The sequence below is a fragment of the Novosphingobium colocasiae genome (assembly GCF_014652555.1).
In the GTDB taxonomy this organism is placed as follows: domain Bacteria; phylum Pseudomonadota; class Alphaproteobacteria; order Sphingomonadales; family Sphingomonadaceae; genus Novosphingobium; species Novosphingobium colocasiae.
On record NZ_BMZA01000004.1, the window covers coordinates 100184 to 112958 of the forward strand.

16 protein-coding genes are annotated in these 12775 nt (G+C 66.3%); 8 read left to right on the forward strand and 8 right to left on the reverse strand.

Features of this window, described 5'->3' with window-relative positions:
• Positions 1 to 36: 36 nt before the first annotated feature.
• Positions 37 to 426, forward strand: a complete 390-nt coding sequence (locus IE122_RS08025; RefSeq protein WP_189620643.1) for a DUF2946 family protein — start codon at positions 37 to 39, stop codon at positions 424 to 426.
• A 62-nt stretch (positions 427 to 488) separates the two neighbouring features.
• On the forward strand, positions 489 to 1439 hold the full coding sequence (locus tag IE122_RS08030; protein ID WP_189620644.1) for a hypothetical protein: 951 nt from the start codon (positions 489 to 491) through the stop codon (positions 1437 to 1439).
• On the opposite strand, the gene IE122_RS08035 is transcribed toward IE122_RS08030, so the two are convergent.
• The 3 genes from IE122_RS08035 to purM all read right to left on the reverse strand — a co-directional run bounded on the left by IE122_RS08035 (position 1436) and on the right by purM (position 4286).
• Complete coding sequence (locus IE122_RS08035; protein WP_189620645.1) at positions 1436 to 1900, reverse strand: TlpA disulfide reductase family protein; 465 nt, start codon at positions 1898 to 1900, stop codon at positions 1436 to 1438. The genes IE122_RS08030 and IE122_RS08035 overlap by 4 nt on opposite strands.
• 336 nt (positions 1901 to 2236) lie before the next feature.
• The gene (gene purN, locus IE122_RS08040; RefSeq protein WP_189620646.1) at positions 2237 to 3190 is read right to left on the reverse strand and encodes a phosphoribosylglycinamide formyltransferase; all 954 of its coding nucleotides are present in this window, start codon (positions 3188 to 3190) and stop codon (positions 2237 to 2239) included.
• Positions 3183 to 4286 (reverse strand): phosphoribosylformylglycinamidine cyclo-ligase, encoded by a 1104-nt coding sequence (gene purM / locus IE122_RS08045; protein WP_189620647.1) that lies wholly within the window; start codon positions 4284 to 4286, stop codon positions 3183 to 3185. Before purM ends, purN begins: the two co-directional genes overlap by 8 nt.
• A gap of 71 nt (positions 4287 to 4357) precedes the next feature.
• On the opposite strand from purM, the gene IE122_RS08050 reads away from it, so the two are divergent.
• Genes IE122_RS08050 through IE122_RS08065 form a run of 4 tightly spaced genes read left to right on the forward strand, consistent with a single transcriptional unit; the run spans position 4358 to position 7441 of the window.
• Entirely contained in the window at positions 4358 to 5644 is a 1287-nt protein-coding gene (locus IE122_RS08050; RefSeq protein WP_373299122.1) for a heavy-metal-associated domain-containing protein, read from the forward strand.
• A 40-nt stretch (positions 5645 to 5684) separates the two neighbouring features.
• A complete protein-coding gene (locus IE122_RS08055; protein ID WP_189620648.1) occupies positions 5685 to 6305 on the forward strand; it encodes a P-loop NTPase family protein in 621 nt (206 codons plus the stop codon).
• 57 nt (positions 6306 to 6362) lie between these two features.
• Positions 6363 to 7064, forward strand: coding sequence for a serine O-acetyltransferase EpsC (gene epsC, locus IE122_RS08060; RefSeq protein ID WP_189620649.1), 702 nt, complete (start codon positions 6363 to 6365; stop codon positions 7062 to 7064).
• Between the two features lie 5 nt (positions 7065 to 7069).
• A complete protein-coding gene (locus tag IE122_RS08065) occupies positions 7070 to 7441 on the forward strand; it encodes a DUF2794 domain-containing protein (RefSeq protein WP_189620650.1) in 372 nt (123 codons plus the stop codon).
• Here IE122_RS08065 and IE122_RS08070 read toward each other — a convergent pair.
• From IE122_RS08070 to IE122_RS08085, 4 genes are all read right to left on the reverse strand, one after another.
• On the reverse strand, positions 7422 to 8549 hold the full coding sequence (locus tag IE122_RS08070; RefSeq protein ID WP_189620651.1) for a hypothetical protein: 1128 nt from the start codon (positions 8547 to 8549) through the stop codon (positions 7422 to 7424). The genes IE122_RS08065 and IE122_RS08070 overlap by 20 nt on opposite strands.
• A gap of 66 nt (positions 8550 to 8615) precedes the next feature.
• Positions 8616 to 8972: a DUF4328 domain-containing protein gene (locus tag IE122_RS08075; RefSeq protein WP_189620652.1), complete on the reverse strand. Its 357-nt coding sequence runs from the start codon at positions 8970 to 8972 to the stop codon at positions 8616 to 8618.
• Positions 8973 to 8975: 3 nt separating this feature from the next.
• Positions 8976 to 9299: a hypothetical protein gene (locus IE122_RS08080; protein ID WP_189620653.1), complete on the reverse strand. Its 324-nt coding sequence runs from the start codon at positions 9297 to 9299 to the stop codon at positions 8976 to 8978.
• Between the two features lie 93 nt (positions 9300 to 9392).
• Entirely contained in the window at positions 9393 to 10289 is an 897-nt protein-coding gene (locus IE122_RS08085; protein WP_189620654.1) for an SDR family NAD(P)-dependent oxidoreductase, read from the reverse strand.
• 154 nt (positions 10290 to 10443) lie between these two features.
• On the opposite strand from IE122_RS08085, the gene purS reads away from it, so the two are divergent.
• Positions 10444 to 10680, forward strand: coding sequence for a phosphoribosylformylglycinamidine synthase subunit PurS (gene purS / locus IE122_RS08090; protein WP_189620789.1), 237 nt, complete (start codon positions 10444 to 10446; stop codon positions 10678 to 10680).
• Positions 10680 to 11357, forward strand: coding sequence for a phosphoribosylformylglycinamidine synthase subunit PurQ (purQ, locus tag IE122_RS08095; RefSeq protein WP_189620655.1), 678 nt, complete (start codon positions 10680 to 10682; stop codon positions 11355 to 11357). Before purS ends, purQ begins: the two co-directional genes overlap by 1 nt.
• 9 nt (positions 11358 to 11366) lie before the next feature.
• Here purQ and chrA read toward each other — a convergent pair whose 3' ends face one another.
• The gene (gene chrA / locus IE122_RS08100) at positions 11367 to 12731 is read right to left on the reverse strand and encodes a chromate efflux transporter (protein ID WP_189620656.1); all 1365 of its coding nucleotides are present in this window, start codon (positions 12729 to 12731) and stop codon (positions 11367 to 11369) included.
• Positions 12732 to 12775: the final 44 nt, after the last annotated feature.

The following is a 12775-nucleotide window of genomic DNA, read 5'->3' on the forward strand; positions in this document are numbered from 1 at the left end:
TGGCACGGCTGCGCCAAGGGCGCGGCCATGGGGGACTTGCGCCGATGGATTGAAGCACGCGGGCTGCTGGCGCTGCTGGCGCTGCTGGCGGTGCTTCTTGTCCTGACGCTGCGGCTGGCACTGCCCGGCGGGGTCATGCCCCGGATCGAGGATGGCCGCGTGGTCGCCGCGCTGTGCAACGGCGGTGGCACGGTGCTGATCTCGGGGCAGGACCGCAATGCACCCGATCAGGGCGCGCACGATACGCCTTGCGTGTTCTGCGCGCTGGCGCTGGCAGCACTGGGCGGCGGCGATGCCCCGCTTGTCGCAGCCGTATCCTCACCCGATCCTTTTCCCGAACCCACGGCACAGCAGGCGCTGCTGCTGCCGATACCTCCACGATCACGGCCGCCTTCGCAAGCGCCGCCAAGGGCCCGCTCCGCCTGACAATCCGCTGATGATGTTCGCGACGCGGCCCACCCGGGCGTGCCGCCACGGAGTATGCCAAAATGAAATCCTTCCACTTCGCGGCAGCCCTTGCCGCGGTTCTGCCCGCGCCTGCTTTTGCCTGCGCCTCGTGCGGCTGCACGTTCACGTCCGACTGGCTCTCCCAAGGGCTGGTGACCCAGCCCGGCCAAGCAGTGACCATCCGCTACGACTATATCCCGCAGACCGATCTGAGAACCGGCACCGGCAAGGTCGATGCGGCCGATCTTGACCTGCCCAACGAGCGGGAGATCGAACGGTCCACTTACAACCACATCGCCACGCTGGCCTATGACCGCCAGTTCGCGAATGACTTCGGATTCAACCTTGCGGTGCCATGGATCAGCCGACCGCATCGCACTATCGCCGAAGATACCGTGGCGGTGACCCGCTCTACCGGCGCGGGGATCGGCGATGTGCGGCTGGTCGGTCGCTGGCAGGGGCTGTCGACGCCGAACGGCATCACCGGCCTCCAGCTAGGCGTGGTTCTGCCCACCGGATCGACAAAGAAGCGCTTCGCATCGGGGCCCGAAGCGGGCGAGGAGATCGACCGGGGGTTGCAGCCCGGCACGGGAACGGTTCAGGCGATCGTCGGTGCTTATCACTACAGCACGATCGCGCCGTCGCTGGCGCTGGTGCTTCAGGGGCAGGTGCAGTTTGCGATGCACGGCCATGACGGGTTCCGGCCCGGCACGCTGGGCGAAGCATCGGCGTCACTGCGCTATCTGGGATGGCAGGCGGTGACGCCCGAACTCCAGATCAATGGCCGCATCAACGGGCGGGACAAGGGCGTTCAGGCCGATCGGACCAACAGCGGCGGTGAACAGGTCTACCTCTCGCCCGGAGCCAGCGTGAAGCTGACCTCCAGCCTGTCCGCCTTCGGGCTGGTACAGGTGCCGCTCTACCAGCGGGTGAAGGGCTGGCAATTGACCCCCAAGGTCATTGCCTCAACCGGATTGCAAATGCGGTTCTAGCGTTCCGCACTCAGCGTGGCGAGGATGCGGTCGAGGGTCGGCCCGTCGAGCGTGTCCTTGCCGGCACGGAAGGTGTAGCGCAGCCGTCCGTCACGGCCGTAGATGCGCGTTTCGGGAAGCGCGCCGGGCACTTGCGATGGCTTGATCGACGTGTCGGCCAGCCGCGCCAGCGGGAAGCTGACCCGGACGGCGCGTCTGATTTTGTCGCGCGAGGCACCGCTGTCGAGGGCGATGCCGATCATCTCCACCGCTTCGCCGTGGAACCGGGCATAAGCGGCGTCCAGCATCGGCATTTCGACGCGGCACGGCGCGCACCATGTCGCCCAGTAATTGACGACCACCACCTTGCGATCAGCGGCGCTCAGATCGAGGTTTGCGCCATCGATAGTAGTCGCGCGCCATGCGGGGAACCGAGTGGCCGGCGCTGCCGCGAGCGACAGTCCGGCGCAAAGACATGCCATTAGTGCAAACTTCGCTTGCGACGCCGAAGCTTTTCCAAGGAATTGGATCATGGCCGGCCTAGATCCAGTCGGATCGGGCAACTTTTCGCGCACCGACCCAGATTGCTGCTCCGCCAATTCCGACTGTTAAGACTGTCAGAAACACAATGCCGGCTGCAAGTGGGCGTCGTGCATTGGATGCAGCAATGGATGCGTTGCATTCTGCCGTCCCGGGGTCGGGGCCGTGCCCTTCACCGTCTGTACAATCCGCGGGAGCGGTGTAGGCTCGCAATGCCGCTAAAGTGGCGAGGAGCGTCAGAATTATCGCGAATCGTAGCGTTTTCTTGGGCATCTTCGTTAGAACGCATCCGCCGCATCCAGCAGCACCGTCAGCCGCTTCGGCGCGACCGCGCGCCAAGATCGCGCCAGCCACGCGCCCACATCGTCCCAGTCCACACCACCGCGATCGAGCCGCATGCCGATCCAGCCATCGCCAAAATAGGCGGGGCGGAAGAACCGTTCTTCATCCCGCTCGATCAGCAGGCCCTGTTCCTCCACGCCGCTGATCTTGACCAGCAGGGCGATGCGGCCGTCGCCGTGGTGGTCGGCGGTGAAATAGGCGAACTTCTTGCCCTTGGTCACGCCGAAGCAGGGCATGCCGTGGCTGACGATCTCGTCGCTTTCCGGCAGCGCCAGCGCGCGTTCGCGCACCCGTTCGGCCAGCCAGTCGGGATCGCGCTCGCGGCTGACGAGGCGGGCGAGGCACCGCGAATAGAGCTGGTGTTCGGCGATCAGCACCCGCGCGGCGAGGCTTTCTGCGGTATCGCCCGGGACAATCGCCACCGGGGTCTGGCCCAGGATCGGACCGTCATCGAGTTCGGCGGTGACGAGGTGGACGGTGACGCCGCCGTGGCTGTCCCCCGCCGCGATGGCGCGGTCATGCGTGTGCAGGCCGGTGTACTTGGGTAGCAGCGAAGGGTGGATGTTGACCATCCGGCCTTCCCACGCGGATACGAAGTCCTCCGTCAGGATGCGCATGTACCCGGCCAGTGCCACCCATTGGGCCCCGCTGGCGCGAATCGCCGCGTCCATCGCCGCGTCATGTTCGGCGCGTTTCATGCCCTTGTGCGAAAGCGCAAAGGTGGCGATGCCTTCCGCCTCGGCCAGCCGCAGACCCTTCGCATCGGGATCGTTGGCAGCGACGAGGACGATTTCGTAAGGGCAATCCTCGGCGCGGCTGGCGTAGAGCAGGGCGGCCATGTTGGTGCCGCTGCCCGAGATCAGCACGGCGACCTTGGCCCGATCAGGCAAGGTGGACGGCCTCCCACACCGCGCGCGCCGACCAGTCTTCGGCGGTTCCCTGCACGGTGCAGCCCTTTGGCCCCGGCTCGATCGCGCCGATCACGTGGACCGTCTCGCCCGCCGCTTCGAGATCGGCTTGGAGCGCGGCTGCTTCGTCTGCCGCCACGGCCAGCACCATGCCGATCCCGCAGTTGAAGGTGCGGGCCATCTCGCCCGGCTCGATATTGCCCTGCGCCTGCAGGAACGCCATCAGCCGCGGCTGGGTCCAGGCACCGGCATCGATGCGCGCGTGGCAGCCATCGGGCAGCACGCGGGGGATGTTTTCCAGCAGGCCGCCGCCGGTGATGTGCGCCAGCGCATGGATGCGGCCCGCGCGGATGAAGGGCAGCAGGCTTTTCACGTAGATCCGCGTCGGCGCGATCAAGGCGTCGATCAGCTTGGTGTCCTGATCGAACAGCGCCGGCCGGTCGAGCTTCCAGCCCTTGTCGGCGGCGAGACGGCGGACCAGCGAATAGCCGTTCGAATGGACGCCCGAAGAAGCAAGGCCGAGCAGCACATCGCCGACGCCCACCTTGTCACCGGTCAACTGCTCGCCGCGCTCCACCGCGCCGACGCAGAAGCCGGCCAGATCATAGTCGCCCGCGCCGTACATGCCGGGCATTTCCGCCGTCTCGCCGCCGATCAGCGCGCAGCCGGCCATCCGGCACCCTTCGGCAATGCCGGCGACGACGCGCGTGGCGACGCCGTTCTCCAGCTTGCCCGTGGCGAAATAATCGAGGAAGAACAGCGGTTCAGCGCCCTGCACAATGAGATCGTTGACGCACATGGCAACCAGATCGATGCCGATGTGATCGTGGCGATCAGAATCGATCGCCAGCTTGACCTTGGTGCCCACGCCATCGTTGGCGGCGACCAGCAGCGGGTCCTTGTACCCGGCCGCGCGCGGATCGAAGAAGCCGCCGAAGCCGCCAAGCTCGGCGTCGGCCCCGGGCCGGGCGGTGGACTTCGCCAGCGGGCCGATGGCCTTGACCAGGGCGTTTCCGGCCGCGATCGAGACGCCGGCCTGCTCGTAACTGTAGCTCTTGGGGGAGTTATCGTCGGACATTGCGGCCGCATAGTGCTTTACGGCTTGGATTTCCATCGCCGTTTGGGCAAAAGGCGCATGCTTTTCGACCTATGACCATGGCCTTTCCCCAAAAATCCTCGCAGATCCTGCGCAAAGGCCGTTTCGCCGCCGGTACGCCCGGCCGCCGCGCGGCAGTGATGGCCGGCGTTGCGGCACTGGCGATCGCGGGCGTGGCGGGCACCTCGCGGCTGATCGCCCAGATCGAAGGCGATCGCGGCATTGCCCCGGTGATGACCTCGCAGGATATCGAAGTGTCCGGGATAGACGTCGATGTCACCGGCAAGACCGGCGCGGATGCGCGGCTGGCGGGGTGGAAAGAGGCGGAAAAGCTGGCGTGGAAGAAGATCGGCGGGCCGGACATGCCGATCGAATCGATCGACGCGATGGTTTCGTCCGTGGTCATCGAACGCGAACAGGTCGGCCCGCATCGCTATATCGCGCGGCTTGGCGTGATTTTCGACAAGGCGAAGTCGGGCGGCATCATCACCGCCGGTGGCACGATCACGCGCTCTGCCCCGATGCTGACGATCCCGGTGCTCTATTCGGGCGGCGTTGCGCAAGTCTATGAAGTGCGCGGCCCCTGGCAGCGCGCCTGGGCCGAATACCAGGATGCCCAAAGCCCGATCGATTACGTGCGGCCTTCGGGCTCCGGCGGCGAATCGCTGATCCTCACCGCCGGGCAGGTCGGCCGGCACAGCCGCCTGTGGTGGCGCAACCTGCTCGACCAGTTCGAAGCGTCGGACGTGCTGGTGCCGGTGGCCCGGCTGGAACGGCAGTGGCCGGGCGGACCGGTGATGGGCACGTTCACTGCCCGCTACGGCCCGGACAACCGCTTCCTCGGCAGTTTCAGGCTCAAGGCCGCGAACGAGCAGGATCTGCCGCGCATGCTAGACGATGCCGTACTGCGCATCGACCAGCTCTATCGCGGCGCGCTGGCGCAGGGGCTGCTGACCCCTGATCCCACGCTGACCGCCGGGCAGGCGGTCTACGACGGGGCCTTCGCCGAACTGCGCGACAAGCTGATGCCCAAGGCGTCGGACCTGCCGACTGCGCCGCAGGCCGGCCCGCAGATCACGCTGGACCAGACCGTGCTGGGCGAGACGGCAGAGGTTTCGGTCCAGTTCGCCACCCCCGATGCCGCCGCCGTCGACGCGGCGCTGGCCGCCGTTCGCGGCGTGCCGGGCGTGCGCGGCGCGGCGACCGTGAGCCTGGCGATCGGCGGCACCTCGGTCATGCGGGTTTCCGTGGTCGGCGGGGCGGAGCGGCTGGCGGGGGCGCTCAAGGCGCAGGGCTGGAATGTCTCTGGCGGCGGCGCTACCCTGCGCATCAGCCGCTGATCCCGGCGGCCTCGCCCGAACGATTTCCGGCACCCCGGCCATGCGACAGATCGCCCTTCCGTTCCCGTCCGATGCCCGTGATCCTTCGCGGATCATCGTCGGCACCGGCAACGGCCACGTCATTGACGCGCTGGGAGAGCCGGCGCGCTGGCCGTTCCGCACCGCGCTGCTGTCTGGCCCGCCGCGATCGGGAAAGTCGCTGCTGGCCCGTTGGTTCGTCGATGCCGGGATGGGCGATGCGGTGGACGATGCCGACCGGATGGACGAAACCGCGCTGTTCCATGCCTGGAACCGGGCGCAGGAAAGCGGCCGGCCGCTGCTGATCGTCAGTGCCCTGCCTTATGGCAACGGGGCCGGGCGCTGGCAGGTGGTACTCCCCGATCTCGCCTCACGCCTCGGCGCGGCGCTCGCGCTGGAAATCGGCCCGCCCGATGATGAAAGCATGGCCGCGCTGCTGGGCGTGCAGGCCGAGATGCGCGGGCTGGTGCTTGACGAAAGTGCAACCACTTATCTTGTAGGACGGGTGGAGCGTAGCCATCTGGCGGCTGAACGCCTCGTTGCGGCGATCGACCGGCTCAGCCTGGAGCGCAAGCAGGCCCCTGGAATCGCCATCTGGCGTGATGCGCTGGAAGAGATTATGGGGCCCGGCAAACCGGAGTGAAGGCTGGTCGCGGCGGTGGGGCTTGCCACGCGACGGAATTGATGGGAAATTTAGGCCATGCTGGGTGATCTTGTCCGCTACCTGGATTCCGTCGTCGCGCGCGATCCCGCGCCGCGTTCGCGCTGGGAAGTGCTGCTCTATCCCGGAGCCTGGGCGCTGTTCTTTCACAAGATCGCCCACCGTCTGTTCAAGGCGCGGCTGTTTTTCCTCGCCCGCGCGGTGAACCATTTCTCGCGCTTCCTGACCGCGATCGACATTCATCCCGGTGCCCGCATCGGCAAGAACTTCTTCATCGACCACGGCTTCACCGTCATCGGCGAAACGGCCGAGATCGGCGATAACGTCACGATCTATCAGTGCGTTACCTTGGGCGGCTCGAACCCCACCAACGGCGTCGGCGGCAAACGCCACCCGACCTTGCTGGATGACGTGATCGTCGGCTCGGGCGCGCAGATCATAGGTCCCGTCACCGTCGGCCGTCGCGCGCGGATCGGGGCCAGCGCGGTGGTGACCGAGAACGTGCCCGAAGGCGCGACGATGATCGGCGTCAAGGCCCGCTCCACGCTGGTTTCGGCCGAGACCTATGCCCGCCAGTTCATGCCCTATGGCACGCCGTGCAAGGAGCCGTGCGAGCCAGCCCCGAACCAGCGCGTCGATGAACTGGAAGAACAAATCGCGCTGCTGCGTAGTGAGATCGACGCGCTCAAGGCGGCGCGTGAGGATGTCCGGGCCGACGAACCGGTGGTGAAGGGCATCTGACCGGGATGAGCGTTGGCCCTAACGGTCCCACCAGCACCCCTGCCAGCATCGTCGCATTCCCCGGCCGCGCCCCGCTCCAGATCGGGTTCGAGCGGCCGGAACTCCAGCGCATCCTCGATCTCTACGGCCGCATGGTCGCGGCCGGGCTGTGGCGTGACTATGCCATGGATTTCGACAAGGACGCCGCCGCCTTCAGCGCCTATCGCCGCGCGGCCGAACGCCCGCAGGCCCGCATCGAAAAACGTCCGTCGCTCCGTACCCGCCAAGGCATGTGGACGCTGTTCGGCGAAGCCGGGCAGATCCTCAAGCGCGGCCACGAACTGGCAGGCGTGCTGAGCCCGCTGGAACGCAAGCTGCTCAAGGTGGTGGAAGACTGATCCTTCCGGGGATCAGGACAGCCGCAGCCGGCAACCGCAAGCGCAGAGCTTCGGGCGCGAGATGTAGTGCCCGCGCGCGCAGAGGGGCCCATAATACCGATAGCGCCAGCAATGCACAGCCGATGAGCAATGTCGTCAGGGCTACCGCCGAGCTTACGGAGCCAAAGGTGTCCAGCAACGCGAATAGGGCCGCAATCACATAGGCCAGCGCCGATACCAGCAGCGCCCGGCGATCGATGATCAACGCGATAAAGCCAAAGGCGCAGTAAATCCCCAGCACGGCGAGGCCGCTAGCAAGCGAAATGCGATTATTGCCGAGAACCCCCAGCCAGTAAAACATCGGGTGGGCGAGTAACGGTGCTGCGAGAAGGTGAAGCCAGAAAGCGATGTCAGCACGCTGGGTTCGGCGTTCAGGATCAGATAGATCCCACCGCATCGCGACTATGAACACGACAATCCCGCAACCGAGGGCAACGGGCGCGATGAAGGGATTTGCGGCAATTTTCTGGTCCGTCAAGGCGGCCACAATGGCCAGGACAATGAGCACGGCTGCGCCGATTGCGGCTGCGACTGTGATCGCGATGCGGAAACGCAACCAGTGCAGGACAGCGCAAATTCCCGCAATTGCGGCCCCAGCCAAAGCCATCAGTCCCTCCTGCCACGGATAGCGGACTTCTGCGGTCCAGAAGTTGGTGTGGCCGTTATAATTGAAGGAACGGACGATCTCATGCCGCGGCATTAGCAGTCCCGCAACGTCACTCGCCGCGATCCCTGCGCCAACGACAAGCGCGCCCAGCAAAACAATGGACGGGAGTGCCATATGGCGTTTGCGGGTGAATATTTCGGCCATCGCCCAACTAGCGATAGCGACCAGAGCGCCGCCGACCCAGGCATGGCTGTCAGTCCCCACATAGATGGCCGAAAAGATGACGAGCGAGCAGGCAATGGTGACGAAAATGTCATTGAAGCTCGAGATCAAGCGCACATTCTCTTCGTCGGCTGCCGGCAGGTTGCGAAGCTTGGCGACATGGTCCCGCAATGCATCGGCGGCTTGTGCGGTGATGGCACCGGCGGCCACTGCGGAGGCAATCTCGCTCTCTGAATACACTTATCGCTCCGTTCATGCGTTGCCGGAATGTGTCGCCAAACGCCTGGCGCTGCTGGTGTTCGGCGCTTAACCGAAAATCAGGTCGGTGTTGTCCAGGTTACTTTGGGCCTTGGTGATGCCGCCGATCACCAGCACGAGGCTTGATGCCGAACCACACAGCAGCAGCATGGCGAGGGCGAGCATACCCTCGTTCGCGCCGGGGGGAACCAGCACTATGGCGTTGGTCATCCCGTCGTACAGGGCAAGGATGCCCAGCAAGGTAAGGATCAGGCCACCGCCGAGATAGCCGGCCCACCAGATGCTGACGCCGGCGACATCCGCCTTCGCTTGCCATTCGTCCTCGCCGTGGCTGCGGTTCCACAGTTCACGGACGATGCCGGGGGGCACGAACAGGTTCGCGATCGGGACAAAGTAGCTTGCCACGCTCTACACCGGGCGGGCCTTGAGCCCCGGCAAACCGGCATCGTGCAGGTTGTCGATCGCGAAATAGAGCCAGACGAGAAAGAACAGCGCGGCAGGGACGACCGTGAGCACGCCGAGCAGCGTGGTTAACGACATGACGGCGATCGCCCCCACTTCCATCGCCGACTGCGGCACGGCGTATGGATTCGAAAGCACCTGGACGCAGCGCCACAGCCACAGGGGCAGCGCCAGGCCCCATAGCAGCACGAACGCGCCCAGCGACAGTTGCGCCAGGACGCCCAGCACTTTCAACCGGCCGGTGCGGCCCCGATCGATCACTCCGCGCATGCTGACTGCCCCCAGCCCGTTGCCGCACGAAGCTGCCGGTGCGAACGCGCGCGGTCAATCGTGATGCGGCGGTGTGGTGTTAAATATTTGCAATCATCGGCTGAGCATCCGCAGCGCGTGTGCAGCCTGGTCCATGCCGTTGACGAATTCGGCGTCCCCGGCGCAGGCGCTGATTTCGGGCCAGGCGGCGGCGAAGCCTTCGGCGGATAGCGCTTCACCCTGCAACAGCACCCCATCATTCATCGTGATGTGCGCGCTCTGGAACACGCCGCCCCCGGCGCCGACGATGGCGTTGGTCGGGGCATCGCGCGATACCAGGTAGATCGCCGCCGGAACCACGCTGTCGGGCCCGAAGGCGTGATAGGCCTCTTCCGGGAAGATATCGGCGGTCATGCGGGTGCCGGCGGTGGGCATGATCGCGTTGACCCGGATATCGTAGCGCGCGCCTTCCATACGCAGGGTGCGGGCAAGGCCGATCAGGCCCGCCTTGGCCGCGCCGTAGTTAGCCTGGCCGAAGTTGCCGCCGAGCCCGGTGGACGAGGTTGTCATCAGCACCCGGCCGTAGCCCTGATCGCGCATGATGTTCCACACCGCCTTGGTGGCATAGGCGCTGCCGAGCAGGTGGACGCGCACTACCCGTTCGAAATCGGCCATGTCCATCTTGGCAAAGGTGCGGTCGCGCAGGATCCCGGCGTTGTTGATGAGGACGTGGACACCGCCCCATGCCTCTTTCGCCCGGGCGGCCATCGCCTCCATCTGCGCGAAATCGGAAACGTCGCCGCCATCGGCCATGGCTTCACCACCGGAGGCACGGATTTCCTCGACCACGGCGCGGGCGGCATCGGAATGGCCGCTGCCGTCGCGCGCGCCGCCGAGGTCATTGACCATCACCCTGGCACCGCGCCGCCCCAGTTCCAGCGCATAGGCCCGGCCGAGGCCATTGCCGGCACCAGTCACGATGGCAACCTGGCCGGCGAACGATATGGTCATGAGGCGGGTCTCCGAAGGCCGTGCGAAGCGATTCTGGCGCAAGGGGCCGCGGATCGGCCCGACTTCTTCCATAGCGCGACTTGCCCCGGACGCCATGCGGAGTCATAGGCGCATCAACGAATCTGTCCTGTCGGAACAGCGAAAGGCCCCGGTCATGAAAGTGCGCGTCCACGTCAGCCTCAAGCCCGGCGTCCTCGATCCGCAGGGCCGCGCCATCCAGCACTCGCTCGAAGGTCTGGGCTTCGCGGGTGTCCACGATGTGCGCGCCGGTCGCCTGTTCGAGCTGGATGTCGACAACGGCGTATCGGATGAGGCGCTGGACGATATGTGCCGCAAGCTGCTCGCCAACATGGTGATCGAGAATTACCGCATCGAGAAGGTGGCCGCCTGATGGCTTTCAACTCTGCCGTCATCACCTTTCCCGGCTCCAACTGCGACCGCGACATGGCGGTGGCGCTGGAGAAGGTATCGGGAACCGCGCCGCATCGCGTCTGGCACGGCGATGCCGACCTGCCGCAGGGGCTCGATTTCATCGCGCTGCCCGGTGGCTTCTCTTATGGCGATTACCTGCGCTGCGGTGCCATCGCCTCGCGCTCGCCGGTGATGCAGGCGGTGATCGAAGCGGCCAATCGCGGCGTGCCGGTCTTGGGCGTGTGCAACGGCTTCCAGGTGCTGACCGAAAGCGGCCTGCTGCCCGGCGCGCTGCTGCGGAACGCCACCATCCGCTTCGTCTGCAAGGACGCGAAGCTGACCGTGGAGAACGCCCAGTCGCTGTTCACCGGCGGCTATGAGGCGGGGCAGACCATCTCCGTGCCGGTCGCGCATCATGACGGCAACTACTACGCCGATGATGCCACGCTGGACCGTCTCGAAGGTGAAGGCCGGGTGGCTTTCCGCTATGCCGAAAACGTCAACGGTTCGGCGCGGCAGATCGCCGGCGTGCTGAATGCCGCCGGCAACGTGCTGGGGATGATGCCGCACCCCGAACGCGCGATCGAGACGACGCATGGCGGCACCGACGGGCGCGCGCTGTTCGAAAGCGCGGTGCGCGGGCTCGTCGGTGCCTGAGCGGGGGGATCAGGCCGGGAAGGCCTGACACAGCACCAGTCCGGCCCCTGCCGCCAGCGCGAGCACGGCCATGACGTTCCATTTGCGGCCGATCACCAGCCAGGCGGCCACGCCCGCAATCAGCGCCGCGCGCCAGTCAAGACTGGTCAGGTTGGGCAGTGCGATCTGCACCGGGCCTACGGTGGCCGGAGCGACCCGTGTGAACAGGACGTGCAGCGCGAACCAGACTGACAGGTTGGCGATCACGCCGACGATGCTGGCCGTGACCGCGGCGAGCGCCCCCTTGAGCCGCGGCGCATGTTCCAGCCGCTCGATCCACGGCGCGAAGGCGAAGATCCACAGGAAGCAGGGGGCGAACGTCACCCAGGTGGTCAGCGCCGCGCCCAGCAGGCCGGCGATGATGGGCGTGAACGGGGCAGGGTCGCGAAACGCCGCCAGATAGCCGACGAACTGGGTCACCATGATCAGCGGGCCCGGCGTCGTTTCGGCAAGCCCCAGGCCATCGGCCATCTCCCCGGGCGAAAGCCAGCCGAAGCCCTGCACCGCCTGCTGGGCCATATAGGCCAGCACCGCATAGGCCCCGCCGAAAGTAACGACCGCGAGCTTCGAGAAGAACACGCCCACCTGCCACAGGACGTGGTCCGGCCCGAGCAGCGCGAACACCGCGATCATCGGCGCGGCCCAGGCGGCGCTGCCGATGGCGACGGCGTTGAGACTGTGCCGCCACGGGCGCGGGGCCAGTTCCCCCGCCGGCGCGACGGGTTTGAGCGCCAGCAGATGCGGCACCTTGGCGGCGGCAATCGTGCCGATCAGCCCGGCCCCCAGCACCACCAGCGGGAAGGGCAGGTTGAACAGGAACAGGCACAGGAAGGCGATACCCGCCAGAGCCCGCTTGAACCCCGTGTTGAGCGCCCTTCCGGCGACCCGCATCAGCGCCTGCACCACGATCGCCAGCACCGCCGCCTTGATGCCGAGGAACAGCGCGGCGAACCACGTCAGCTTGGCGGCGAAGCCATAGAGGATCGACAGGGCGAGGATCACCGCCGCACCGGGGATGACGAACAGCAGCCCCGCCGCCATCCCGCCCCTGATGCCATGCAGCTTGTTGCCGATCCAGATCGCCAGTTGCTGCGCCTCGGGGCCGGGGAGGAGATGGCAGAAGTTCAGTGCGTGGAGATATTGATCCTCGGTCACCCAGCCGCGTTCTTCGACCAGTTCGCGGTGCATGAGCGCGATCTGGCCGACCGGGCCGCCAAAGCTGAGGCAACCGATGCGCGCGAACACCCGCACCAGTTCGGGAAAATCGGGAACGGGGGATGCAGTTGCTGCAACGGGCGGCACATTGTCCGGCACGAAAGCCCTATACCTTTCCATCCGCTGGAATGCGGACCTTTGAAAGGCAACGCTTGGGCGCATGG

Excerpts from the sequence above, each read along its gene's own strand:
- IE122_RS08030 (WP_189620644.1), top strand. The coding sequence starts at position 489 with ATGAAATCCTTCCACTTCGCGGCAGCCCTTGCCGCGGTTCTGCCCGCG.
- IE122_RS08035 (WP_189620645.1), bottom strand. The coding sequence starts at position 1,900 with ATGGCATGTCTTTGCGCCGGACTGTCGCTCGCGGCAGCGCCGGCCACT.
- purM (WP_189620647.1), bottom strand. The coding sequence starts at position 4,286 with ATGTCCGACGATAACTCCCCCAAGAGCTACAGTTACGAGCAGGCCGGC.
- IE122_RS08050 (WP_373299122.1), top strand. The coding sequence starts at position 4,358 with ATGACCATGGCCTTTCCCCAAAAATCCTCGCAGATCCTGCGCAAAGGC.
- IE122_RS08055 (WP_189620648.1), top strand. The coding sequence starts at position 5,685 with ATGCGACAGATCGCCCTTCCGTTCCCGTCCGATGCCCGTGATCCTTCG.
- epsC (WP_189620649.1), top strand. The coding sequence starts at position 6,363 with ATGCTGGGTGATCTTGTCCGCTACCTGGATTCCGTCGTCGCGCGCGAT.
- IE122_RS08065 (WP_189620650.1), top strand. The coding sequence starts at position 7,070 with ATGAGCGTTGGCCCTAACGGTCCCACCAGCACCCCTGCCAGCATCGTC.
- IE122_RS08080 (WP_189620653.1), bottom strand. The coding sequence starts at position 9,299 with ATGCGCGGAGTGATCGATCGGGGCCGCACCGGCCGGTTGAAAGTGCTG.
- IE122_RS08085 (WP_189620654.1), bottom strand. The coding sequence starts at position 10,289 with ATGACCATATCGTTCGCCGGCCAGGTTGCCATCGTGACTGGTGCCGGC.
- purS (WP_189620789.1), top strand. The coding sequence starts at position 10,444 with ATGAAAGTGCGCGTCCACGTCAGCCTCAAGCCCGGCGTCCTCGATCCG.
- purQ (WP_189620655.1), top strand. The coding sequence starts at position 10,680 with ATGGCTTTCAACTCTGCCGTCATCACCTTTCCCGGCTCCAACTGCGAC.
- chrA (WP_189620656.1), bottom strand. The coding sequence starts at position 12,731 with ATGGAAAGGTATAGGGCTTTCGTGCCGGACAATGTGCCGCCCGTTGCA.